This window comes from Paenibacillus sp. J5 (assembly GCF_054955055.1).
In genome coordinates this window covers 301,924-327,598 of record NZ_JBUEDD010000007.1, presented here as the reverse complement: position 1 = coordinate 327,598, position 25,675 = coordinate 301,924, and the positions used below count along the sequence as shown (strand labels likewise).

19 protein-coding genes are annotated in these 25,675 nt (G+C 56.4%); 4 read left to right on the top strand and 15 right to left on the bottom strand.

Annotated features, from left to right (window positions below):
- Positions 1 to 58: 58 nt before the first annotated feature.
- The 4 genes from ACY1JZ_RS15360 to ACY1JZ_RS15345 form a co-directional block, all read right to left on the bottom strand.
- Positions 59 to 772 (bottom strand): YcnI family copper-binding membrane protein, encoded by a 714-nt coding sequence (locus tag ACY1JZ_RS15360; RefSeq protein ID WP_462629941.1) that lies wholly within the window; start codon positions 770 to 772, stop codon positions 59 to 61.
- 103 nt (positions 773 to 875) lie between these two features.
- Complete coding sequence (locus ACY1JZ_RS15355) at positions 876 to 1,601, bottom strand: response regulator (RefSeq protein ID WP_462629940.1); 726 nt, start codon at positions 1,599 to 1,601, stop codon at positions 876 to 878.
- The gene (locus tag ACY1JZ_RS15350; protein WP_462629939.1) at positions 1,591 to 2,484 is read right to left on the bottom strand and encodes a sensor histidine kinase; all 894 of its coding nucleotides are present in this window, start codon (positions 2,482 to 2,484) and stop codon (positions 1,591 to 1,593) included. The genes ACY1JZ_RS15355 and ACY1JZ_RS15350 overlap by 11 nt, the downstream gene beginning before the upstream one ends.
- A gap of 21 nt (positions 2,485 to 2,505) precedes the next feature.
- On the bottom strand, positions 2,506 to 4,152 hold the full coding sequence (locus tag ACY1JZ_RS15345) for a copper resistance CopC/CopD family protein (RefSeq protein ID WP_270169571.1): 1,647 nt from the start codon (positions 4,150 to 4,152) through the stop codon (positions 2,506 to 2,508).
- Between the two features lie 456 nt (positions 4,153 to 4,608).
- Between ACY1JZ_RS15345 and ACY1JZ_RS15340 the strand changes: the two genes are divergently transcribed.
- The 3 genes from ACY1JZ_RS15340 to fabI all read left to right on the top strand — a co-directional run bounded on the left by ACY1JZ_RS15340 (position 4,609) and on the right by fabI (position 9,172).
- On the top strand, positions 4,609 to 6,834 hold the full coding sequence (locus tag ACY1JZ_RS15340; RefSeq protein ID WP_462629938.1) for a ribonucleoside-diphosphate reductase subunit alpha: 2,226 nt from the start codon (positions 4,609 to 4,611) through the stop codon (positions 6,832 to 6,834).
- 22 nt (positions 6,835 to 6,856) lie between these two features.
- Complete coding sequence (locus ACY1JZ_RS15335; RefSeq protein ID WP_270169567.1) at positions 6,857 to 7,894, top strand: ribonucleotide-diphosphate reductase subunit beta; 1,038 nt, start codon at positions 6,857 to 6,859, stop codon at positions 7,892 to 7,894.
- Positions 7,895 to 8,377: 483 nt separating this feature from the next.
- Positions 8,378 to 9,172: an enoyl-ACP reductase FabI gene (gene fabI, locus ACY1JZ_RS15330; RefSeq protein WP_462629936.1), complete on the top strand. Its 795-nt coding sequence runs from the start codon at positions 8,378 to 8,380 to the stop codon at positions 9,170 to 9,172.
- 211 nt (positions 9,173 to 9,383) lie between these two features.
- Here the strand turns inward: fabI and ACY1JZ_RS15325 are convergent, their stop codons facing one another.
- The 8 genes from ACY1JZ_RS15325 to ACY1JZ_RS15290 all read right to left on the bottom strand — a co-directional run bounded on the left by ACY1JZ_RS15325 (position 9,384) and on the right by ACY1JZ_RS15290 (position 20,811).
- The gene (locus tag ACY1JZ_RS15325) at positions 9,384 to 9,998 is read right to left on the bottom strand and encodes a hypothetical protein (RefSeq protein WP_462629935.1); all 615 of its coding nucleotides are present in this window, start codon (positions 9,996 to 9,998) and stop codon (positions 9,384 to 9,386) included.
- A 137-nt stretch (positions 9,999 to 10,135) separates the two neighbouring features.
- On the bottom strand, positions 10,136 to 12,202 hold the full coding sequence (locus ACY1JZ_RS15320) for a methyl-accepting chemotaxis protein (protein WP_462629934.1): 2,067 nt from the start codon (positions 12,200 to 12,202) through the stop codon (positions 10,136 to 10,138).
- Positions 12,203 to 12,469: 267 nt separating this feature from the next.
- Positions 12,470 to 13,462 (bottom strand): phosphotransferase enzyme family protein, encoded by a 993-nt coding sequence (locus ACY1JZ_RS15315; protein ID WP_462629933.1) that lies wholly within the window; start codon positions 13,460 to 13,462, stop codon positions 12,470 to 12,472.
- Between the two features lie 130 nt (positions 13,463 to 13,592).
- Positions 13,593 to 15,737: a putative bifunctional diguanylate cyclase/phosphodiesterase gene (locus tag ACY1JZ_RS15310; RefSeq protein WP_462629932.1), complete on the bottom strand. Its 2,145-nt coding sequence runs from the start codon at positions 15,735 to 15,737 to the stop codon at positions 13,593 to 13,595.
- A complete protein-coding gene (locus ACY1JZ_RS15305) occupies positions 15,727 to 16,500 on the bottom strand; it encodes a LamB/YcsF family protein (protein WP_462629931.1) in 774 nt (257 codons plus the stop codon). Before ACY1JZ_RS15305 ends, ACY1JZ_RS15310 begins: the two co-directional genes overlap by 11 nt.
- 321 nt (positions 16,501 to 16,821) lie before the next feature.
- Positions 16,822 to 17,898: a 5-oxoprolinase subunit C family protein gene (locus tag ACY1JZ_RS15300; protein WP_462629930.1), complete on the bottom strand. Its 1,077-nt coding sequence runs from the start codon at positions 17,896 to 17,898 to the stop codon at positions 16,822 to 16,824.
- Complete coding sequence (pxpB, locus tag ACY1JZ_RS15295; RefSeq protein ID WP_462629929.1) at positions 17,895 to 18,824, bottom strand: 5-oxoprolinase subunit PxpB; 930 nt, start codon at positions 18,822 to 18,824, stop codon at positions 17,895 to 17,897. Before pxpB ends, ACY1JZ_RS15300 begins: the two co-directional genes overlap by 4 nt.
- Before the next feature lie 835 nt (positions 18,825 to 19,659).
- Positions 19,660 to 20,811 carry a vWA domain-containing protein gene (locus ACY1JZ_RS15290; RefSeq protein WP_462629927.1) on the bottom strand — a complete coding sequence of 384 codons (1,152 nt, stop codon included), beginning with the start codon at positions 20,809 to 20,811 and terminating at the stop codon, positions 19,660 to 19,662.
- 484 nt (positions 20,812 to 21,295) lie between these two features.
- Here ACY1JZ_RS15290 and ACY1JZ_RS15285 point away from each other — a divergent pair, with 484 nt between their 5' ends.
- Complete coding sequence (locus tag ACY1JZ_RS15285) at positions 21,296 to 21,607, top strand: hypothetical protein (RefSeq protein ID WP_462629925.1); 312 nt, start codon at positions 21,296 to 21,298, stop codon at positions 21,605 to 21,607.
- A gap of 166 nt (positions 21,608 to 21,773) precedes the next feature.
- Here the strand turns inward: ACY1JZ_RS15285 and ACY1JZ_RS15280 are convergent, their stop codons facing one another.
- From ACY1JZ_RS15280 to ACY1JZ_RS15270, 3 genes are all read right to left on the bottom strand, one after another.
- Positions 21,774 to 23,006 (bottom strand): hypothetical protein, encoded by a 1,233-nt coding sequence (locus ACY1JZ_RS15280; protein ID WP_270169546.1) that lies wholly within the window; start codon positions 23,004 to 23,006, stop codon positions 21,774 to 21,776.
- Between the two features lie 137 nt (positions 23,007 to 23,143).
- On the bottom strand, positions 23,144 to 24,406 hold the full coding sequence (locus ACY1JZ_RS15275; protein WP_462629923.1) for a hypothetical protein: 1,263 nt from the start codon (positions 24,404 to 24,406) through the stop codon (positions 23,144 to 23,146).
- Between the two features lie 62 nt (positions 24,407 to 24,468).
- Positions 24,469 to 25,665 (bottom strand): hypothetical protein, encoded by a 1,197-nt coding sequence (locus tag ACY1JZ_RS15270; RefSeq protein WP_462629922.1) that lies wholly within the window; start codon positions 25,663 to 25,665, stop codon positions 24,469 to 24,471.
- Between the last annotated feature and the right edge of the window lie 10 nt (positions 25,666 to 25,675).

The following is a 25,675-nucleotide window of genomic DNA, read 5'->3' as shown; positions in this document are numbered from 1 at the left end:
GATGCCCCGCCCTGGGCAATAGACCCATGGCGGGGCATCTGTGGTGATAGATAAGCTTCTATTTGGCTGCTGGCTTGCGGACAAGCGCAATAATAACGGCGATAACGCCCAGTGCAAGTGCCGCGATCGCGAGGCCGCGATCCAGTCCGTTCGATGTCGCTCCAGCCTCGGCAGGGCTGGCAGCGGCAGATTCGCCGGCATGACCGCTCGCAGCACTGGAATCGGCCGCAGGCTGACCAGCATCCGTTGAGGCAGCCGGCTGACCTGCGGAGCTATCCGCGCCATGTCCTCCATGTCCATGGCCGTCGCCTGTACCCGGCGTTACAGCAGTTACAGATGCCGGATACTGTCCGTCCGCAGCTTCGACCCAGTCGGCCTTGCTTCCGTCGGCATAGGTTTGGTATGCTTTCCAGTTCAACTCGGTCGCATCAGCGCCCACCTTGCCCTGGAAGCGGAACTCTGTGAACTCGGTCTCCTTCAAGCCCTCGCCCTCAGCACTCCAGGCTACGCTCGTGATGCGCTCGCCTTCCTTGCTCAGTGTGTACGTCCAGCCCGGCTTAGGCTCTACGCGCAATATATCGACACCTTCCGGTACACGAATCTCGATGCTCTGGGTGGTCGTGCCTTTATTTTCGCTAGGAACACGCACCGTAAATACTTCATAGGAGCCTTGACTTACCTCCACTGGCTTCACCGTCACATGCGCGCTTGCTACAGAAGCGAACATTAGCATGACCATCAGAGCCATCGCCGTACTCAACCACTTTTTCAACCTCTACACATCCTATCTGTTAGTTTTACTTGTATCAGTATAAAACTCCCCACTCCGTCCCGCATGGCTCAAAAGGGCTAGTATTGTGTGAACAAATTGTGACTTAATAGCCAGACTGGCGCTCTCCAGCCAATCCTTGCTCCAGCGCATAGCGCGCCAACTGCACCCGATTGTCCAGATGTAGCTTTTGCAATATATTTTTGAGATGATTTTTGACCGTATGCTCGGACAGATGGAACAGCGCCGCGATCTCTCGGTTCGACTCTCCCTTGGCGACTCGCTCCAGAATTTCAGTTTCTCGCGGTGTCAGGGGAGAAGCAGCAGGCTGGCGGGGCGGAGGCGCCGCAGCCTTGCCTGGCTCATCCTGCGGCCTGGCCGGCGACGTCCCGTCTGCGCGGGACGTAAACTCCTGCAGAATACGGAAGGCCAGCTCCTTGGACATCGGCGCCTCATCCACCGCTATCGCCCGCAAGTATTCATGCCAGGAGGACGGATTCAGGTTCTTGACCAGATAACCCTGTGCTCCGCGCTTAATCGCTTCAAACAGGTCAGTGATGTCATCAGATACGGTCACCATGACGATCTTGATCGCAGGCAAGCGCGTCTTGATTCGCTGCGTCGCTTCCAGGCCGCCGATGCCCGGCATGTTAATGTCCATCAGGATCAGGTCAGGCATCAGCTCCTCTGCCAATTGCACCGCCTGCTCGCCGCTTGTGGCCTCCGCCACAACCTGAAAGACCGGGTCAATCTCCATGACTGTCCGCATCCCTTCTCTTCCATGCGGATGATCGTCCACCAACAGGACGCGAAACCGTCCATTATCCTCCATGCTTGTCGTAGCCTCCTTGACTCCGAATCGTTACCCGCGTGCCGTAGCGAGGAGCAGATGCAGCCTCCGAGCCGTCAGCCCCCTGCTCCGCCGGGTCGATCGTCAAGCTCCATCCCATCGCCTGCGCCCGGCTTCGCATCGACTTCACACCGTAGCAACCCTTCTTGCTCCAGTCCTGTTCACTTGAGCCGATCCCATCATCCGTAATCGTGCAGACGAAGCCCTCCCCGTCTATCTCCGGCAGGCACCGGACGACTGCTGCTGTGGCGCGGGCATGCTTCTGTACATTCAATAAAGCCTCGCGCATAATCGCCAGCAGCTCCACCTTCTGCTTGGGCGATAGCACCGCATCCGTCAGTTGCCAGTCGAGTGTCAGCTCCAGACCGCTATCCTCGCGGATCTCCTCCAGCAGCCGATGAATCGATTGAATCCACGGCTTGTCAGTAATAAGCGGCGAGCTATGCAGCGCGGCGATGGATTGGCGCACATCGTCATATACATGCCGCACGGTCTCCCGAATCTGCTCGGTCTGCTGCTTGCCCTCCGGCGTGCTCTGCGCCCGCTCCAGCTTGTCGAGCTTGACCGACAGCAGGAACAGCGACTGCGAGATGCCGTCATGCAGCTCGCGCGCAAGCTGTTCGCGCTGCTCCATCCCCACCTTGATCGCTTGCTCGCGCCGCAGCGATTCCTGCGTCTGCTCCAGCACAGCGAACAGCTTGCGCAGCAACGTAATGGTGACGAAGAATACGATGAATGGAGCCAGCACATTGCCCAGCTCCATCGACAGATAGGGGAGCAGCAGCGTGTGCCGCAGATACTCCCACAAGCCGATGGTTAACGTCGGTATGGACAGAATCAACCCTTTTAATTGCCTGTAGCTCACTGCCGCTCCCCCCTTGCCGTGTTAATAATTGCGGAACGTCTCGGTATGGACGATCTCATCATCCGCCTGTGTCAGGATGCGAATCTCCGCCTTCCACTGACCAGGGAACGGGATGTATGGCCCCTCCGCCCGGTAGGTAGACTTGATAAATCCATCGAAGGTATCTACCTCCTGATCCTCATAAGGCTCAATCGGCAGCTCGATCGCTCCCATATCCGGCTTGTCCAGCGAGCGCAGCAGCAGCTTGATACGCTTCGGCTCTCCCGACTTCTCCGGCAGCCATACCTTAACGATAAACTTGTTCTCACCCGGCACGTTCGGCGTAATGCGCAACGTAATATGCTTGTCCGAGCCCATCAGATGCTTGGAGAAGGGCTCATTGGCAGGCAATGGGCTAATGTACGTGAAGATGCCCACGACGAGGACAATCGCCGCCATCAGCCCAACATCCAGCTTGAGCAATCCGCTATGGGGCAGATCGCCGCGCCGCACTCGGATGCGTAGCAGCGCCCCGGTCACGATCACGAGCAGCACGAGCACGGTCTTGATAACGAGCAGCACCCCCCAGGAGGTGTAGAACAGATACGAAAAGTCCGGCAGGAACAACAATGTGCTCAGCACACCGCTGATCGTCAGCACGACAATGCTGATCCATGCCGCCCGTGAGAATGCCTCAGCGAACCGCCCTGCATCCTTGCGCTCCACCCGCCAGAGCACAAACAGGAATGCCAGTCCCCCGGCCCAGATCGCTGAAGCAAGCAGATGCACATTATCCAGCAGCAGCGAATACCACTTCGGCTCATAGGCCGCAGCATGGCCGCTTATGCTCTCCAGCACGAGCAGCGCGACTGCCCACAGCATGCGAACCACCGCACCGGACTTGAGCACGAGAAACCCGAGCAGCGCCAGCGCGAGCAGGATGAGCCAGGAGATGCCAATCTCTGTGCGCGTGAACAGCCGCAGCCAATCCGGTGAGGGCTGTCCCTCCATCAGCTCGCGAGTATGGACGAATACATAGAACAAGCTCGTCAGGAGCAGGGCACGCATCGTCCACAGTCCCCACTTGTCAAATTGCGTCCGCTGCACCTCCGTCTTCGTCCGCAGCAGGCCGTACCACAGCATCAGCCCCGCAACCAGCAGCAGCGCGGCATAGTACAGCCCACGCGACAGATAGAGCAGCAGCTCGCCGGCGCTTACCTCTGTCGCGGAGCCATGTCCAGTGTGGCCGAGCTGCTTGTGCAGGTCAAAGCTTGAGGCATCCTTCGCATTGGGCGGGTTGCCGACGACGAATATATAAGAGCCAGACACCGGATGCCCATCCGCTGATACAACCCCGTAGGATACCGTATAGACACCCTCTCCAAGCTTCGGCAGCGGCAGCGTGATCGTCCGTCGATCAGCAGACACCTCTTGCTGCTGATCCGTAACTGTCCTCGACATCGAATCCAGCACCTGCACACCGCCAAAGCCTGCCTCGATCGGCTCATTGAACCTGAGCTCGACCTGCTGAGGCGGCTCATTCATCTGCGTATTCGGCTCAGGCGCCATCAACTCCACGCTCGCATGTGCTAGAACCTGCGCAGGCGAGACGGCCCACAGCATCGCTGCAAGCATGGCGAGCACCACCGGCATGAAAGCTCGCAGCAGCTTCTTTTGTCTGTTTACCACGTTACAAAACACCTTCTCTTTCCTTCTTCTCGCTGGAGCGGGCGCAGAAAATCCTGGGCGTATATGCAAGCCCTAGAGGGCTATTGCCGCCGTCTATCTTCTTCGCTCGCCCTGCTGATTATCTAGAGTAAGTCTAACAGAAAGCTTGCCATAATAAAACATCGCCCCCCTGTCCGTTCGTCACAATTTGTAGTATACTGAGCCTTTGACAAGCTACTTGAATGCTGCTGTCCATCCACGACATTCAGGACGCCCGACAGAGCGCGGAGCATGCGTCTCCTTGGACGAGATAGGATGGCGCTTCAGCGTGCAGTCAACGGCGAGCTTTGTTGAGTCATGTCGCCACACCAGGACTACAGGCTCTTGACCAACACTGTATATTGAGGTATTTTCTATTTTAATAACTATATATTGTGTTTTGTGAGCTTTTACTTTCCATGAAGGAGTGACATTCATTTGGATATTATTAAACGGAACGGACAGAAGGAGGAGCTGATCTTCTCCAAGCTGAAGAAGGTGATCGACTTCGCCTGCGACGGCTTTGCCGGCTGCGACCCGCTGGAGCTGGAGACGGCGCTGCTCCCTTACTTCCGCAACAACATTACGACCAAGGAAGTTCAACGCACACTGATCCAGGTTGCGGTAGAGAAGACAAGTGTCGAGGAGCCGAACTGGCAATATGTCGCTGCCAAGCTGCTCGTGTATGATCTGTACAAGGAAGCGCAAATTAATCGCAAATATGGTTACTTCGGCTACGGTGATTTCTACTCTCTGATTACGTACCTGACAGACAAGGGCTTCTATGGCTCCTATATTCTGGAGCACTATACGCGCGAGGAGATCCGCGAGCTGGGCAATTACATCGTGCCGGAGCGCGACTACCTGTTCAACTATGTCGGTCTGAAGACACTGAGCGACCGCTATCTGATCAAGGGCTTCAGCGGTGAGGTGCTGGAGCTGCCACAGGAGCTGTTCATGGGCGTAGCGATGCATCTGGCGATGAAGGAGCAGGACAAGCTGGCCTGGGCCCGCAAGTTCTATGATGTGCTCAGCCGCCTGCAGATGACCGTTGCCACACCAACGCTTGCCAATGCGCGCAAGCCGTTCCATCAGCTGTCAAGCTGCTTCATTGACACCGTGCCGGACAATCTGTGGGGCATCTACAATGTCGATGCCAGTTTCGCCCAGGTCTCCAAGTTCGGCGGCGGCATGGGCATCTATGTCGGCAAGGTGCGCAGCCGCGGCTCCAATATCCGGGGCTATAAGGGTGTCGCCGGCGGTGTTGTGCCATGGATCAAGAACTACAATAACACGGCGATTGCCGTCGATCAGCTTGGCGTGCGCTCTGGCGCAGTGGCCATCTATCTGGACGTATGGCATAAGGATATATTCGATTTCCTGAATCTCAAGACCAACAACGGCGACGACCGGATGAAGGCGCATGACATCTTCCCAGGCGTCTGTATCCCCGATCTGTTCATGCGCAAGGTAGAGGAGCGCGAGTCGTGGTATCTGTTCGACCCGCATGAGGTGCGCACTCTGATGGGATGGTCGCTGGAGGATGCATGGGGCGAGGAATGGGAGCGCCGTTACGAAGCGTGCGTGAACCACCCTGAGCTGTCCAAGGAGGAGGTGCCTGCGATCGAGATTATGAAGCGGGTGCTCGCCAGCTCCTTCGAGACCGGGACGCCGTTCGTGTTCTTCCGCGATACGGTTAATCGCGCCAATCCGAACAAGCACAAGGGCATCATCTATTGCTCAAATCTGTGTACCGAAATTTGCCAGAATATGAGCCCGACCGAATATGTGTCGACCACTCATGAGGATGGCATGATAACGACACAGGTAAAAAGCGGCGACTATGTGGTCTGCAACCTGTCTTCCCTCAATCTGGGCCGCACGCGCACCAAGGAGGAGATTGCGGAGGTCGTGGCGTGCCAGATGCGCATGATGGATAATGTCATCGATCTGAACCATTACCCGATCCCGCAAGCGGAAATTACGAATAAGAAATACCGCGCGGTCGGCCTTGGCACAAGCGGCTACCATCAGTGGCTGGCGCTGAACAAGATCAACTGGGAGAGCGAGGAGCATCTGGATCGGGTAGATGAGCTGTACGAGTGGATCAACTACTGCGCGATCAAGGCGTCGATGGAGATCTCCAAGGACAAGGGAGCCTATCCGGCATACGAGGGCAGCGAATGGCAGAGCGGCGCATACTTCGAGCAGCGCGGCTATACCAGTCCGCAATGGCTGGAGCTGAAGGCGGCCGTGGCCGAGCATGGCGTGCGCAACGCCTGGATGTTCGCGATCGCACCTACTGCGTCCACCTCGCTAATTGCTGGCTCAACGGCCGGGATCGACCCGATCTTCAACAAGTTCTTCATCGAGGAGAAGAAGAATGCGGTCATCCCGCAGACGGCGCCGAATCTGAACGAGGAGACGTTCTGGTACTACAAAGAAGCGCATCACATCGATCAGCATTGGAGCATCAAGGCGGCCGGACGCCGTCAGCGCCATATTGACCAGGCGCAATCGTTCAACCTGTACATTACGCCGAACTATACTGCCAAGGAGTTTCTGGAGCTGTATATGGCTGCCTGGCAGCAAGGGCTCAAGACGGTCTACTACTGCCGCAACCAGAGTCTTGAGGTGGAGGATTGCGTAAGCTGCAGCTCTTAATTGAAGGAGGAACAGAACAATAATGGAACTTCAACGCAAAAAGCTGTTTAACGAGGACGGCGATCGGGACTGGGGCAAGCGCCGCATGATTGGCGGCAACACGACCAACCTGATCGAGCTGAATAACGTCAAGTACGACTGGGCCACCAAGATGTACCGGACGATGATGAATAACTTCTGGATTCCCGAGGAGATTCCGCTCGCCCAGGACGCCAAGGATTACAAGAATCTGTCCCTCTCCGAGCGCAACAGCTACGATAAGATTATTAGCTTCCTGATTTTTCTGGATTCGCTGCAGACCGCGAACCTGCCGAATATCAACGAATATATTACAGCACCCGAGGTCAATCTCATCCTGACCGTGCATACCTTCCAGGAGGCGGTGCATAGCCAGAGCTACTCGTACATTCTCGACAGCGTCTGCTCCGCAGAGGTGCGGGATCAGATCTATAACCTGTGGCGCGAGGACAAAAATCTGCTCAAGCGCAACCGGTTCATCACCGATCTGTATGAGAACTTCATTGCCGATCCGTCCGCACAGAACCTCGTCAAGACGATCATGGCAAACTATATTCTCGAAGGCATCTACTTCTATAGCGGCTTCAGCTTCTTCTATGCACTGGGACGCCAAGGCAAGATGCTCGGCACCGTATCCGAGATCAAGTACATCCAGCGCGACGAGCTGACACATCTGGCATTGTTCCAGGGCATCTTCCGTGAGGTCCGCAAGGAGAATCCCGAGCTGTTCACGCCGGTGCTGGTTGAGGAGCTGCGTCAGATGATGCGTACTGCGGTCGAGCATGAGATTGCCTGGGGCCAATATATTACGAACAATCAGATCGCCGGACTGACGAACGAGATCATCGACCAGTATATCAAGTTCCTCTCCAACGAGCGGCTGAGAAAGCTGGGGCTGGACATTCTCTACCCGGAAGTGACCGAGCATCCGATGAAATGGGTCGAAAGCTTCAGCAACATGAACGGGATGAAGACGGATTTCTTCGAGCAAAAGGTGACCAACTACAGCAAATCGTCCAACCTGAACTGGGGCGATCTGTAGGGACATACGACTGATGTCCATCGCACGGCCATCGCAACTGCTAAGACGCACCAGCCCCTTGTCCATGATGGACAGGGGGCTGGTTGCGTTATCCAACCAGCCTCATTTAAACCGTACACTCCGCTGCCCACTTCCCCATCGCTCTTGCAATAATCAGCTCCAGGGAGTATGATTAGCTACACTGATAATTAGTACCAGGTATTAATATCTTATCATAAATTAAGGCTCAACCTAATAATCAGTGCTTGACAGAAAACAGAGCTTAGCGGAGGGGCGGAGGGATTCTGGAGAAACGTCAGTGTTCGCCTTTAAAGACCGATTCCCACCATAGTCCTCAAATAAATAAAAGGAATCGGGCTTTAACAGCGATCGGAAGAACCCTCTGTCCCGTAGCGTCTCAGCTCGGCCCAAGTCAAGCACTGATTTCTGGTTTGAGCCCAAATTAATTATGAATGAATCTATATATCGCAGGAGGAATCAAGCATGAGCACATCGTTACAGAAAGGCATAATGAGTGGTCAGACGGTCGTGGTTACAGGGGTAGCCAATGAGCGGAGTATTGCCTGGGGCATCGCCAAATCCTTGCATGCTGCCGGTGCGCAGCTTATCTTCACCTATCGCAAGGAGCGCTCTCGCCAGAAGCTAATGCAGCTCCTGGAGCAGCAGCACATTGAGGCGCTGCTCTGTGTTCCCTGCGATGTCGCCAGCGATGAGAGCATTGCTGCAGCCTTTGCAGCGATTAAGAATCAGGTGGGCGTTATTCATGGATTGGCGCATTGCATCGCCTATGCGGAGAAGGATGACCTGCAGGGTGAATTCGCGGATACGGAGCGGGAGCCGTTTCTGCTGGCGCATGATGTGAGCGCCTACTCCCTGGTGGCGATGGCGCGAGAATGCCGCCATCTGATGACAGAGGGCGGCAGCATCGTCACGCAAAGCTATCTGGGAGCTGAGCGGGTGGTGCGGAACTACAATGTCATGGGAGTAGCCAAGGCGGCTCTGGAGGCCAGCGTGCGCTATCTCGCCGAGGATCTGGGCAAGGCGGGCATTCGGGTCAATGCCGTCTCCTCCGGCCCGATCCGCACCCTGTCAGCCAAAGGCGGAGTTGCTGGCTTCAACGATATTCTGTCCGCCATGGACAGCAAGGCTCCACTGCGCCGTAATGTCGATCAGGATGAGGTGGGCGATGCCACGATGTTTCTCCTCAGCCGCCTGTCGCGCGGAATTACCGGCGAGGTGCTCCATGTCGATGCTGGATTTCATGCGATGGGGTTCTAGAGCGTGTCTTCAAACCCGCTCAAGGGCATCGTTCACCGCCTTTTCGCCCAGTACTGCGTTACGTTCTCTTGACGTACCCCGTACTACGCCTGCGAGCACGTGCCTTGCCCGGAACGAAAATTCGGCGAAATCTGCTCCCGTCGGAGTTTGAAGACACGCCCTAGCAGATGAACCGGGCACTTGTGCCCTGTTATGCCGACGCTCACCAGACTTAACGCCGGGCATCCTCCGTCAGACTGTCGATGATTGAGCTGCACATCCTCAGTGTCTCGCTCAACAGCACGCGGGCTTCGATTGCCTGTATTCGTTCGAGCATGCTGCGGAATTCGGGATCAAGCGCCCGTCCCTGCTGCCATTGCACCACATCGGTAAATACGGACGGGCTCCACGCGCTCTGATCCCTGAAATCCAGCATATGCTGGCGAATGCGGCCAGGCGGCGCCGCCTCCGGGTTCAGTTCATCGCGAAGCGCCAGGGCGATGCGTTCCGCACTGGCTTGCATGGCAGGGTGCTTGCCTGCCTGATAGAACCAGTACTTCCCGTTGGAGAAATCACCCTCCATCCGGTGCATGATGCCATGCCAGTAAGCACCCGTCGCATCCTGCTCGATCAACTGCGCAAAGCTGTGCGATACATCCAGATGATCATTGCACAGATGCAATCCTGCCATCACAGCGATGACAGCGGTTTCACCTTCATGCCCGCACCAGTCCAGCTCGCGGATAAGCGCATCCACCTCGCGGCTCCAGATCGCCTCAGGCATGAGCGGATGCTGCTGCCCGCGCCCATCCAGCCTATGCAGGATACGTTCCAATTTCGATCTCACAACAACAACCTTCCTCTCCATCTCATTAAGAGCCTATTAGGAATAGTGTACCATAGAAGGGTTGCCGCAGCACGATAATGCTGATTTTATTGCCCCCGCCACTCATGTTGTTCGAGCTTAGCGGGGGCTCCGATGTCCTATACTTTGAACCGTTCCACGATTTCACGCAGAAGAGATGCGTATTCGGAATTTTTCTGCGAGATGTCAGCAATCTCATCATTGCTATCGGCGATCCGGCTAGATTGCTCCGAGATCGTCTCAATCTGCTCGGTATTCATAGCGACAGATTCCGTAATATGCTCTACCGCATCGACGGTGCTGGTAATTGAGGCGCTCAATTGCTCGAACGCCGCGCTGAACTCGGAGAGCAACGAGCCGAAGTACTTCGCATCGCCATCGTATTGCGAGGAGATGTCGATCAAGGTCGCATAGTCTGCCCGCACCTTCTGATCGATAAAATCAAGCACCTTCGTCGAGCTGCTGGACAGATGATCAACTGACTCCCGCACCACCTGGATGACCGCCTGAATATTGCCGACCAGCTCAGAGGAGTGTGTTGCCAGCCTGCGAATCTCCTCCGCCACAACGGAGAAGCCCCGGCCGCTCTCACCAGCGCGCGACGCTTCGATCGCTGCGTTCAGCGCCAGCATATTCGTCTGCTTCGCAATGTTCAGGATCGCGTCTACAGTCTGATGAATCTGCTCCATCGAAGACGAGGATTGTGAGATCGCCGTCTCCACCTCCTCCTTCACTTCCATATAGATATGCGCGGCTGTATCTTGGGCCTCTGTGGAGCTGTGCTTCAGTCCGTCCGCACGGCGGCTAACCTCAACCGAAGTCGCTGCAGCCTCCGTCGTCTGCTCCGCAACCGAATGAATGACCGTCTGAATATCATTCAGTGTTGCATTCATCTCCTCCGTCGTCGCCATCGTCTCCTGCACCTGTCTGAGCGATAGCTCGGCTGCCTCAGCCGTTCCCTTGGATTGCCCGCTTACCTCTGCAGTCGAGCTGCGGATCGATTGGGCGTTCTCTGCCAGGGAACCCGATGCTTGGAGCAACTGCTGCACTACTCCGCGCAGATGACTGCGCATCTCCAGAATCGATTGCGCCATCTGCCCGATCTCGTCCTTCGTCCTCACGTTATAGGACAGCTCATCACGCAAGTCGAACTGCGCCGTTCGCTCCACAAGCTGCTTCATTCGCTCGAAGGGTCTGGTCACCAGACGGCCAATGAGAATTGCAACCAGCACTGCGAGCACGACGGCAACCAGCACCTTAATGACCGATTCCTTCAGCTTGCCTGCAAGCAACGCATGGAGCGCTGTGTTGTCATATACAATCTCGATGACACGCGAGCGGCTAAGATCGTTAGACTGCTCGTCCAACCGATACGGAGCATAGCGATAGAGCAGCTCCTTGCCATCGACCATGACCGTCTTCTCCCGAATCTCCTGATTCTTAAAGGACTCGTCGAATAGCGCTCTCATCTGCTCGGCAGGCTGCGATGCCTTGCCGTCAGCCCCCTGCTTGCCTAGCGCATACCCGTCATGTGTATAGACCGTAATATCCCGCACAAGATCATACTTTTGCAAAATATCCTTGGATACATCCAAGAAATTAAAGGTGTTGAACAGACTGCTGTCCTGCAGGCTGATGCCAACCTCCAGCAGATACTGATTATCCGGCGTCGGGAGGTAGGCATACTTGCGAATCTCCCCCGTATTGACGGAAACCTCCATCCCGTCAGCGGTGAACGACTTGCCATCCAGGCGCTCCTTCAGCAGTGCCGTAAATGATCCCGCATCACTGAAGTCCAGCCCAACCTCCTTCTCCAGATTCGAGTAGGCGATCTTGATGCTGCGGTCGATGACATAGATGTCCATCCCGTTATACCGGTTCTTGAGTGCGGCATAATCCCATTGCCCCAGATCAGGCTCACTCTTGTACTTCGCGACCATCTCCTCGAGCGCTTTCTTCATCTGCAGGTCCATATCTTCCTCGAAGACACGGTATACCCGGTCGATATTTTTTACCGCGCCTACAATCTGGTCCTGAATTAACTCGTATTGTACTGATTCCTCTTCAATAATGCTTTGCTTCAACTGATAGTAATCCATCGCGGAGATTGCACAAACAACCATCATGGTAAACAATGAAATAACGGCGATGAGCTTCGTCTTCAGCGATATAGCTTTTCCGAACATCTGGCTGCACCTCTTCTAACTTTTGTAAAAAGCCCCTGTTGTTACTCCTGCCCTGCCACCGTGCAGATAGACAAGAGCCGCACTCTCTTGATCTAGGTTAGCCTGCATCACCAATCGCAGCATGGCATGACATCATTTTACATCAATGTGGATACCTTTACCACGATTAAATCTCGCTTTAATAGTTCTAAAAAACTAAAATAAGATAAGATTCGACAAAAGAACAGGGACTTTAGATACCTATTCAGCGCAGCGGCCACTTTCCACTCACCGAATCTCTGTACCAAAAATGTCGGCGATTCCTCCCATTCGCTGCTGCAGATGAGCACGCAGCCCTGTCATCCATTCCGGCTCATGGTTCCACTGCTCGGACAGCGCTCGCAGACAGCGAACATAACTGTAGAGACCCGCGAACCGTCTACAGGCCGCCACCAGCACCATGTTCTCCTCGGGCAGATCATAGGTTGTTGCATAGCCATCCAGGAAGGCCCGTCTAGCCTGCTCGATCTGTTCCGCAGGGAGCTCATCCTGCAGGCTGCCAAGCGCCTGCTCGATATCCATTACATACCAATGATAGAGGGCATCATCAAAATCGATGACATGGCACATCTGTGTCTGTTCATCATAGAACACATTGTCGCATTCAAAATCATAATGAATCAGACCGTAATCGGCTGATGAGGCAGGCATCCGGGATAGGCAGTCCTGCAGCAGCTCCGCTTCCGCGAGTGCGGCTGACTCCATGGGGAAGGCCGCCAGCTCTTGCTGCATCCAGGCCAATGCCTCCTGCCATGACCATCGCTTGCAGCCAGCGGCAGCAGGCTCATACGTGCTGGACAAGCGGTGGAGCTCACCTAGCGCTGCCCCATAGCAATGGATGATGTCCGCTCGCAGCTCGATCTGACTGAGCTGTACTCCGGGTACCCGTCTGAATACGGAGGCGTAGTAACTCCCCCACGGAGTCTGCGCTTCCACCAGCTTCACTCCATCCGTCGCTTCCACCGTTTCAAGCGCACCATACCCTCGTGAACGCAAGTAAGCGATGAACTCCAGCTCGGCCAGCACGTTCTCCTGACGCTTCTCCGGCGCAGGGGCAAATCTCAGCAACTGTGTCCTCCCTTGGAAGCGAAAGGGATAGACCGCGTTTGAGGAGATGCGGTAATACTTGAACAGCTCCAGCGACTCCTCATCGTATTCCCAGTGTCCCAGCAGCATCTTAGCCAGGCTCTCATTGTGAAATAAATATTTTAATTTGAGCATCCTCATTCTCCTATCTATAAAAAACACACCTCAACAATGCCTTCTTCAATAGCATTCTTGGGTGTGCTCGTTTGTGCATTACATAGAGGGTCTGGAGCGCTTGTCACGGTTGGATGCATCCAGCCTCGGCTTATACTAGCTTATGCTGCTGCAGCCATGCGGCAAAATCGGTGGGCGGCATCGGCCTCCCGAAGAAATAGCCTTGCGCTTCCTCGCATTGCTGTCTGCGCAGAAATTCCAGTTGAGCGGCATCCTCGACGCCTTCCGCCGTAATACGGAGCTTCAAGTGCTTGGCCATCGCTGCGATCGTGCTCACAATGGCGGCATCATTGCTGTCATGCATCACATCGCTGACAAAGGAACGGTCGATCTTCAGCTTGTCAATCGGCAGTCGCTTGAGGTAGATGAGCGAGCTATACCCGGTGCCGAAATCATCTACGCTAATGCGTACACCCAGCGCCTTCAGCCGGGTTAGCGTCTCCACTGCATAATCCACCTCAGTCGTCATACTCTCCGTAATTTCCAGCTCCAGATAGCGCGCTTCAAGTCCTGTTTCCCGCAATATAGCTGCTACACGCTCCACTAGCTTGTACTGCTTAAACTGGCGCATGGACAGGTTCACCGACATCATCATCTTCGGCAGTCCCTCATCCTGCCACTGCTTGTTTTGACGGCATGCCTCGCGAAGCACCCATTCGCCAAGCGGCAGAATAAAGCCCGTCTCCTCAGAGAGCGGGATGAAGTCTCCCGGCGGTATCATGCCGCGCTGCGGATGCTGCCATCTCACGAGCGCTTCGACGCCCACCACTCTACCCGTCTCCAGCTCAACAAGCGGCTGATAGTTCATCTTGAATTGGGTGTGCTCCAGCGCGCGCCGCAGATCATTCTCCAGCGCTAGCCGCTCGCCTGCGCGCTCGTTCATTTGCGGTGTAAATCGTTTGAAATCATTGCGCTGCGCCTTGGCACTGTACATGGCAACATCTGCGTTCTTCACCAACTGCTCGACGCTATCCCCATCATCGGGATACAACGAGATACCCAGACTGATGGTAATGTGGTATTCCGCCTCGCCGATCGCAATCGGGGAATGAAACAGTCTCATCAGCGCCTCAGCCGTCTGAATCGCCTCCTCGGGGAGGCGCAGATAAGGCAGTATAATGGTGAACTCATCGCCCCCCATTCGAAAGACGCAATTCGGGTATGGAACGATGCGCTGCAGCCTGCCAGCGACCGCGCTCAGAATCTGATCCCCGAAGGAATGGCCAAGTGTATCGTTAATGGTCTTGAAGCGGTCGATGTCAAGGAGGATGACCGCCATTTTTTTGCCGCTGCTGCGGGCGCGCACCAGCTCTTCCCCTAGCCGCTCCTGGAATAGTCTGCGGTTGGACAAGCCTGTCAGCTCGTCATGGTAAGCAAGGAAGTTGATGCGCTCCTCTGCCTGCCGATGGCGTCGATGCGGCTCCTCAAGCGTAACGTAATAGATGCCGCGCAGCAAATAATAGTAGCCTAGCAAGTTATATAACTGTCCGGCCAGCATGTCCGTGTCTCCATCTGCGCTTGAGATCATGAATTGCAGACTGGCGAACAGAAAGAACAGCAGCCCCTGGACAATCAACAGCAGCGCCTGCGGCTTATCGGCTCGGTTGCGGTACATGATCATGAAAATTGTAAGTATCAGAAGCACGATCGTTATCAGTTGGCACGTCTCGAGCATCATTATATAGCCCTCTCCGCCAAACACGAGCGGAAACATGCGCGGAGCCTGTGAAGCCAACACACACAGCGCTATGCCTCCCGCCAGCGCGGACGAGAACAGCAGCAGTCGAACGGGCGCCATCTGCTGCTTGTCCTCCCGTGTAAATATAAGCAAGATGCCCAGCGCCATTACCAATTGACCGGATGCGCTAACGAGGCTATACAAGGATATCTCGCCCTGCTCGCCGAACGGGATGGATAGCCCGCCCCATGTGGTGAGCGCCTCGCATAGCTCCATCATACCGACGACGAGGAATAATGCGGCGGAATAGAGCCGCTGCCTGGACAACGTATGGACGAAGAAGATCGCTCCCAAAAAGACAATAGAGAAGCACATGGCAAAGCTGAAAAACTTGATGATGATGTGCATCATGAGATAAGACTCGGCATCGAAAACCGTATAAACATCCCTGCGCAGCAACAATAACAGCAGGAAGCTTGCTCCCGCCGCTGCGGCTGCGCCGACCGTCTTCAGCTCCGAGCGGCTCATCATTCGGATTGACTGGCTGCTAGAGCTCATGGGAACCTCCAGGCTGCGTAATTCGAATTCCTGCCGATTGCAGCCCTTCCTGCAGAAGCCTGGCAAATTCGGCTGCTCCCGATCCGTCGCCATGCAGACAGATCGTATCCGCTCGCACCGCCACCTGCACACCCTCCGGGGTGTAGGCCATGCCGCTCTGCGCGATGGACAGCGCCTGACGCAGCGCCTGCTCCGGCTCTACGATGAGCGCCCCAGGCTGCGAACGCGGCGTAAGCCCGCCCCCAGGCTGATAGGTGCGGTCTGCAAATGCCTCCGCAGCAACAGTCAGCCCCGCTGCCTTGGCATGCTCCAGCAGCAAACTGCCCGCCTGGGCATACAGCATGAGCTGCGGGTTCACGGCACGCACGGCTTGAATGACTGCGTCGGCCAGCTCCGGCCGATGGCCTGCCATATGATACAGTGCGCCATGGGGCTTCACGTGGTTCAGCCGCGCTCCGGCAGCGCGCACGAACGCCTCCAGAGCGCCGATCTGATAGAGCAGATAATCATAGGCCTCGCGCGCAGTAATAGACAGCTCCCGTCGTCCAAAGCCGAGACGGTCAGGCAGTCCCGGGTGAGCCCCTATAGCCACCCCGGCCTCCAGGCACCGTTCCACTGTATCGCGCATAATATGCGGGTCGCCCGCATGAAAGCCGCAGGCAATGTTAGCCGACGAAATGTAAGGCAGCAGCCGATCATCTTGACCGAAGGCATAAGCGCCAAAGCCTTCACCCATATCACAGTTTAAATCGATTGTTTTCAACTTCCGTACCCCTTCTACACCCTGAGCGGATATTAAGGCGAACGCCCGCCATCCTCGGCGCACCTGATTTGCAGCCAATCTGAACGGATGCGCTCCTTCGCTTCGCTTACAGTGGAAAATATTTCTCAACTGCATCTAGTATAAACGACCACAGCCAAAATGATATAGACTAATTTTCAAAAATACCTTAATTACTACACAAGGATGGAAGTTGACGACTCCCCGGCGTACCGCTGTGCGCTACGGGTACACCACCGGAAGCGGCAGGCAGCCTCATCGGGCTACTCCTGTCTCCTTGGCTTCGCCTCACACCTGGCTAGCCTAAGGACTGTACGCCTCCTGCACGTCCCGGATCTGGCTATCGCCCCGCGATGCTGCCAGGCGTATGCCCTGCTCCAGCCGTGCCAGCTCACGCTCGCGCTCGAGGTCAAGGCGCTGCGCCTGTGCAAGCGCAATCGTTCGGAACCAGATACGATCGCCAGGGCGTGCCTGGCCGAGCAGCGGCAGATCCACAGAGGCAATCTGCGCCAGCTTGGGGTAGCCTCCGGTCGTCTGGCAATCCGCGGCCAGTACGACGGGATTCCCGCCCGGCGGCACCTGCACCGTGCCGGGCGCCACCCCGTGCGAGCGCAGCTCCGCACGGGACAGGCGCTCCAGGATGGGGCCGCTAAGCCGCAGCCCCATCCGATCGGACGCGGGAGCCACCGTGAACGGCTCCCGCTCAAAGGCGGCGCGGGCAGCTTCGCTGAATTGCCCGCGCTCCGCCCCCGGCATCGCGCGCAGCTCGATGCCGTCCGCGCTGGCGCCGCCGTAGGCTCGCGGCGGCGCATACCAGGCCGGGGCCGCCATGCCCATGCGGCGGCCCTGGCTGCGGGCGCGCTGGCTGAGCATCGCGGCCAGCGCAGCCGCAGGCGGCGCCAGCTCCCCTGCACCCAGGCAGGGGAGCGCATCGCCTGCGGCGAGTGGGCGGCCAGCCAGGCCGCCCACTCGGGCGCGCACATCGGTGCCGCGCCCGCCGAGCTGCGGCGGCGCGAGGATGCCGCCCGCCACCGCCACATAGGCGCGGCAGCCGGCGGCGGCGCGCCCCAGCACCAGCGTCTCTCCGGCGGCCAGCCATACCGGCCGCCACATCGGCACGCTCTCGCCGCTCGCCAGCTTCGGCGTCATATCGGCGCCCGTCAGCGCCAGCAGCAGATCCTGCTCCGCCAGCAGCGTCGGCCCGACGAGCGTCAGCTCCAGTCCTGCCGCTGCGCGATCGTTGCCGACGAGCAGGTTCGCCACCTGGAGCGCGTAGCTGTCCATCGCCCCTCCATGGGCAACACCGGCATGCCGCAGTCCCGGCCTGCCGGTATCCTGCACCGTCGCATACAGCCCGGGCTTGATGATCATCAGACTCATCCGCCCCACGCTCCTTCTGCACCTGCCCATTGCTCCGGCGAGATCGGGACAAAGCGAACACGATCACCCGTCCGCAACAGGGCCGGGTCCTCTGCCAATGCATCGAATAGCTTCAAGGGCGTGCGTCCAATCAACTGCCAGCCGCCCGGTGCATCCACCGGATAGATGCCCGTCTGCTCCGCAGCGACGGCAACCGACCCTGCGGGCACACGCGTGCGCGGCTCGCTCCGCCGCGGCTGTGCAAGCTGCGGCGGCAAGCCGACCAGATACGGGAAGCCTGGCATGAATCCCATCATCGCTACCGTATATTCCGCGCTGCTGTGCAGCTCCACATAGTCCGCTGCAGACAGTCCTGCCCGCTGCGCCGCCGCCTCAAGATCCGGCCCTTCCGCACCGCCATAGCATACCGGAATCAGGACGAGGCGCGATGCTTCACCCTCCTCCTGATCCGTCCAGTCGCCCAGAAGTTGCCCGATCCACTGCGCGACCAGATCATACGGACGCTCCGCCATTCCCCCTGACATGCCCCCTTCCGGTGAAGCGTACTTCCCGCCCGCAGCATACGATGACATCGAGGCCTGCACTAGCAGCTCCTTGCTCCGATCCTCCGCGCTTGATCCAGCACCGCTTACACGTCCATCCACGCGGTCACCGTCTTCATGACCGCTGCGAAGCACAGCAGCCTGACGGTGCAGCTTATAAGGATGATAGTACAGCGTCACCGTGTCATAGGCCGGCACCACATCCTCAAGCCATAACGGCTTCCTCATACGCATCGCATACGCTAGCCTGGCCAGCGCCTCCCATGAGCGTCCCTCTGCCTCGAAGGCTGCAGACAGCACGATGGCGCGGTCGCCAAGCGGGGAGGCCTTAAGCCTTCCCCAGACTGTATTCCAGCCGTATTCATCCTGTATATGACCGCTCACATGAATCCCTTCCCCTATACATTTTGCGATGTATTGCCCATTGGCTGCTTCCCGAGCATCTGTGCGCCCTCCACAGCCGATTCCTAACTCATGATGTCTCAAAGCCCCAAGCTGATCGTTTCTATTGTATAGTTTGGAGGAAGGTCCATGTCTTTGTCCAGCCCTGCGCAGAGAAATTCACCTGTCATTGAAATTCGTGGTTTGCAAGTCGGCCTAATCAGGAGGGATGTCGCTGCTTGCCCCATGCTTCGACTCCGATGTATGGGATGTACGGGGTGTATATCTAATGGTGGGTATACCTATAAGTATACACATACTCCTGAACCTTTCCTTAACACCCGTACAATGACGACGCTTGATCCACCTATTCAGCACTGCTGCTCGCTCCCTGGCTGCCGAATACACTCTTGCCAGCCCCTGTCAGTCGAATAGGCTGTTGCTTGAACATTTCAACAAAATACACTATTTCCAGCCACTGTCAGTCAAATAGACTGTTGCTTGAACCTGGAAACCGGATACACTCTTGACATCTCCTATCAGTCAAATACGCTGTTGCTTGAACCTGGAAACCGGATACACTCTTGACATCTCCTATCAGTCAAATAGACTGTTGCTTGAACATGGAAACCAGATACACTCTTGACATCTCCTGTAAGTCGAATAGGCTGTTGCTAGCTCCTGTAAGTAGAATAGGCTGTTGCTTGAACCTGGCAACCGGATACGTTTTGCTTGTCCTCTGACAGCCAAAAAACCTTGCGTGGATGCTCCACGCAAGGCGAGATGACCTGTGATGCTGTCCGTATTCGTGATGTCTGGAAAGATCCGATACGGTAAGCTACTGTTGCTGTGTATTGCGCAGGATCAGCTCCACGAGCAGATCGTTAAGCGGTCTGACCTCATACTGGTCGATGTCCGGTTCGATATGGTCGTTGCCGATGCCGCTGTCATTGGTCAGAAACACATAGCTCCCGCCAGTCGCTACAGCCAGAGTGCGCAGCAGATATTCTGTGCTCTTGTCCACGCCGCTGGATGCAACCGGGATGATCCTCACTCCCATTCGAGCCGCTTCGGCTGTCAGCTCCCTCATCCGGGACAGCGATTTCCGATCATCATGCGGTGGCGCGTCCAGCACCAGCAGCAGCAGACGTGCTCGGGCCTGCTCACTCCATTCATGCCCGTAGAGCGCATCCTGCAGCGCTTCATCCACCGCCTCCGGGTAGTCGCCGCCGCCAGCCGCCGACTGGGCCGACATTTGGCGCACGACCTCATCGACCTCCTCCGTGAAGGGATAGGATCGCACGACGTACTCATCCTCATGATCCCGGTAGAAATTGGCCGACAGCCGGAAGGCGAGCCTGTCGCCGCTCTGCTCGGCAGCACGGGTCACGACATCCTTCAGCTCGGCAGATAAATACTGCAGCTCGTCGGCCATCGAGCCGGTTGTATCGACGACCAGCATGAGATCAACCTTGTTGGACAACGCAGGTGTGCTGCCTATATCGAGCACGACCGGCTGTCCTGTGGACAGCTCCACCTCCGCAGCCGATGCAACGGACTGACCGTTCACGAATGCCTCCACCTGATAGGCCGTCTTGGGCGTGCTTCTGCCCGGCTGCTCGAATAGCAGTGGATAAGCGTATGCCCGACCCTGCAGATCCGTCCGGCTCTCCCACATCACCTCACCATCGGGATGCTTCACTGCCACCTTGACATCCGCGGCCGGGCTGTCGCCTGACTTCACCTCAATGACCAACCGGTGCAACGGATACATTCCCCATACCTGCAACGCATCCGCGCCTTCCTTGCCGTTGAGTTTGTCTAGCCACTCGCCCCAATTCAACACATCTGTCCATTCCCCTGCGGTCAGCTGCCCCGCTCGCGGCTCCGGTCCCTGCTGTCCTCCCACTGCTCCTTGTATGGCCTTGTCTGCGGCTGGCATCGGCTCTGAAGCTTCATTGCGTGTGGAGTCGTCTGCTTTCGTTTCCACACGCTGTAACGCACTAGAGGACATTTCTCCCCGTGCGGGAGAGGATAGAGGCACAGTGTCGCTGGCACCAGAGCTGCAGCCCGCTGCAGCCATAGCGAGTAGACAGAGCAGAACAAGCAGCCTCCATCCACATCCATGCTGAACCCGTTGATTCCGGCTAGCATGAGTGACCCCGTGATTGTAACGCCTTCGCCTTGAATCGGCTTTCCCTTCGTGATCCTTCGTCCCCGCGCCCTGATGTATCGAACCCCTTAACCTTCTCCCCTTCACTGGAACAGCCCCCTTTATCTCTTGTTATTTCCCAGACGCTTCCACCCGCACATAAGTTGCAAATATACAGACATCATTTTACAATCAGTATACGTGTGTAAGCAGCAGGGGGCCGGGTCTGTTCATCCCTATGTCATGTTGAACACGCTGGCCTGACCTTTGAGGAAATCGATACACAATCAACGGCATTATGACTGAACCGGGAGGATATAAGATGGAGCAATATGAGCTGATTGAGCTTCGAATCGAGCAGCATGGCAAAAGCGAGAAGCTGGACTTCTCATCCGCCCGCCTGGTCGTCGTGACGGATATGGGGTCGCGGCTATGGTATATTGATGCCAATGGCATCACCCAGCAGAAGCTGCTGAGCGACTTCAGCCGCAGCGATGATATTGCAGTGACGCTGCAAGGCATTACAGTTGGCGGCAAAGCCTTCTCGGGTGAAGGCTTCTTCCACCCTAATCCACAGCATCAGGCGGCCGCCATCCGTGGCAATGGCGAGCTTGCCGGCCTGAAGCCTTCATAGGACACGACCAACAGCAGCGCCGTCCCCCTCCCTGCCGAAGCAGGATGGGAACGGCGCTGCGTTCATGCAGATCTATTCCGCTCGGCACACCGCCTGCGACGTGCCTCCGCTGGAGCCGAGTGGTCGGTGTGCCGATCAGATGCTACGTGTGATGCCTGCTTGGAGGCTATGAGCTGCCGGAGGCGGAAGCAAACTTCGTCGCTTGCGTCCATGTTCTGCCTCCATCCTCCGTCACATACAGCACCGATGGCGCCTGTGCATCATTGGTGATCAGCCACCCTCGGGATGCATCAGCGAAGCCCAGCAACTGCTCTCCGTATCCAGCTAGCCGCTGGCTGCCACTGCTCCAGCTCCGCCCGCCATCCTGCGTCCAGCCGACCGAATTCGGCTCATCACATGCCATGCACACGCCGCCCATATAAGCAGTTTGGCTATCCACCACGTAGAGCGCCCCCGGTGCATTGCCCTCATTACGTCCCGCAGCCTTCTCTTCAGCGGACACGCCCGGCGCCGGGCCGCCGCCAGCGGTCGATTGGTTGATTACCGTCCGCCAGGTCTGCCCACCATCTGCGGTATGAAGCAGCGAATACGATGTCTGCGTCATGCCGGTATCGCCGACCAGCTCCACCCATGCATCGCCTGTGCCTCCCGAGCGGATGATCGTTGCCGTAATGTCAGTCTCCAGTTGGCGCGACAATGAGCTTGTCCAGGTACGACCGCCGTCCGCCGTGTGCATAATCTGCATGTTCCCGCCGCGAACCGTCACCGCCCAACCATAGCTGGCCGTATTGAAATACGGGTCTCCAGCGATGCCCTCCGGCACCGACAGCTCCGACCAGGTCGCGCCTCCGTCTGTCGTATGAGCACGTCCGCTTAGCCCCTCCTCCGGAGTGACGAAATGCAAGAACCCGTCATTCGGAACCTCTCCCGCATTCCGCCAGCTCTTTCCCCCATCCGAGGTATGAAGCAGCTTCAGCGAGCCGCCCGTTACCTGGCCGTTCGTGCGGAGCGTCGCCCACGCTTGCTCGGCATTCAAGGCAAATAGCTGGGCAACCGTGCCGCTTCCTTCATATTGCCGCTGCCATTGCTTGCCTTTGTCATCGGTCCACGCAATCCAGCCTTCCCCGCCGATCCAGCCTGTATCCGCGTCCGCGAGGCGCAAAGCCGTTACACGGCCTGTCGGCATATAGCCTGCCCCACCACCATCCGTTGCTGTCCCCTGCTCCGGCGCAGCCGCCGAGCCGCCCTGCTGCCCCGATTCCGATGAAGCTGGCGGCACCCCGCCTCTGCCCGCTTCCTCTACGAGCTCCGACTGCTTCGTATTCTGGCAGCCTGTGAGCATAAGCAGCAACACAAGCAGCAACATGGTCAGCATGGTCATGCTATACTTCCTTCTCATCGGTCAGTGCCCCTTTCTGTTGCGCAGCATGGAAGAACTCCAGTGTTGCCACAGCCCTTCCCCGCATCATTAGGATGCCATTTTTTACCCTATCCATTCGGTCTTGAATCTTGCTGGCATCTGACGAGAGATTGTGTTTAATAGTAAGGACGGAGCTTGACATCCAGGCGCTCCATGTCCGCTTGCTCGCTGCCAGACGGGAGAACCTGTCCGCGATAGAGAACGTCTCCGGTGACTGCATCGATCATCGCCAGGATGATCTTATGCTCTGGCTTCCGTTCAGCATCGTAGATCAACGCGTAGATTCGCTGCTGTTCTATGGCGATCTGCCCGATAACTTCGCCTCCAAGCCGCTCCGCAGGCAGACGCAGCTCATCGGTCAATGGCTTGCCGCTCGCAAGATCATACCTGATGATCGTTATTTCTCCATCGTCAACGGAAGCGAAGGTTACCCCTTCCTCATCTAAGCTATATTGGGCATTATCCTGCTGTACTTTATTGTACAGGTAAACCTTCGGCAGGGAAACGAATTGACCTGTGCGATAGGAATAGAGAATGGCTTGCATTCTCGTGGTGCTTGGATTTCTCATGACCGAGTGATTCCCTAAGGCGATCTGTTCTCTCATTCGATCCAGCTCCTGTGACTCGAGAACGGCTGCTGTCCCCGCTACCCGCTCCGACGTAGTGAACAGGAGCCATTCCGAGGGCTTGGAGCGCGTCTCGCCCCTTACAATGGTATGCAGTCCCTCAGGATGCTCCAGCCTGCGCTGGCCGATTAATACTCCCTCGGGGAAATCGAAAATGTACTCATTCAGGAGGCCTCCCTCTCTCGTTAATACATGCAGTTCATCCTCCAGCAGTTGCACATCCTCAACATCCATTGAGGCGTCTTCTGTCTGATCAACCAGCCGCTGCTCCAATCGTTTCGTCTTGCCGGTCGCCAGGTCAAGCGCTTCCAGTTGCAGCATAGGGTCTTGCCCCTTGTCTGAGGCTTCGGGCGTATCTATATCTCCATAGATAAGCCATCGTTCATCCTTGTAGAAGCCGTTGATATTGCGTTTCGCCCTCATAAATGAACGATATTGGCGCTTCAGCTCTGCCAGATCATCATAGCTGTCAAGTGAACTGGCAGACACACCACCTGTACCTGTACTGGAAAAAAATCTGCGGAGGAAGTATTCAGCACCTTGTGAGGTAATGAACAACGACTTAAATTCTGTGCGAGAGCTAACCAAATATTGCCCATGGAGCTTCATCCGCTGCTCCTCCTCTGACACGGCTCCCTCCAGCTTCACCAGCTTAAAATCAGGCAGGCCCCCCGACGCTCCGAACAGGTAATAGCCCACGATTGAGACCATAGCAAAGACACCAAGGAACCCTGTCCACAGGTAACGCTTCATCTCCCTCTCTCCTCTCCATTCCCTGCCTATTTATCTGTCGCTTTACACAAAAGATCGTATGATCAATAAGGGCGCAGATTGACATTCAGGCGATTCATATCCGCTTGCCCTCTGCCAGAAGGGACAAGCTTTCCACGGTAGAGAACCTCTCCGGTGACAGCATCGACAGCTACGAGGATCATCTTATGTTCAGGCATCAGAATATCATCATAGATCATCGCATAGACCCGCTGCTGTTCTATGACCATCGCGCCGATGTATTTGCCCCCAAGCATTTCGGCGGTCAGACGAAGCTCACCGGGCAAGGGCTTGCCGCTCGCCAAATCATACCTGAGGACGGTGATCCCCTCATGGTCTATGGAGGCGAAGGATACCCATTGCTCATTCAAGCTATAATCGGTGTGGTCCTGGTAAAACGTATCGTAGCTCCTCAGATCCGTCTTCGGCAAGGCAATGAATTGGCCTGTGCGATAGGAATAGAGAATGGCTTGCTTTCTCATGATGCCGCTCTCCTGCTTCGTCGTTGTGAACAGGAGCCATTCCGAGGGCTTGGATGGTGTCTTGCCCCTGACTATGGTTTGCAGCTCCTCCGCGTACTCCAGCTTGCGCTGGTCGAGCAATGCTCCATCCGTGAGATGAAAAATATACTCATAGAAGCTGTTGCCCTGACTTCCCCGGCTATCCACCATAACATGTAGTTCATCATCCAGAAGCTGCACATCGCGCACATTCATCCAGGAGTATTCCAGCCCGCCAGCCAACCGCTGCTCCAACTGCTTCCTCTCGCCGGTCGCCAGGTCAAGCATGTCCAGTTGCAATACATAGTCTTGCTCCTTACTTGAAGCTTGGCGCAGTGCTATACCTGCATAGATGAGCCACTGCTCATCCTTGTAGAAGCCCTCGGCATTGCTCTTCTCTCTCATAAATGAACGATATGGATGCTTCAGCGCTGTCAAATCATCGTGAAGGTCAAGCTGATCATAATTTTGGACGGTATCTCTTTCAATAAATGAGCTGCGGAAGAAATAATTGGTTCCCTGTGAGGAAATCGACAATCTTTTATAGTTGCCCAGGCCGTTAAGGTTTGATAGACCCCTGTAACTTCCATAAAACACCATCCGCTCCTCCTCTGACACAGCGCCCTCCAGCTTCTCCAGCTTAAAATCAGGCAGGCCTCCCGAAGCTTCCAACAGGTAATAGCTCCCGAGCGATACCACAGTAAAGACGCCAAGGAACCATGTCCACAAGTAACGCTTCATCTTCCTCTCT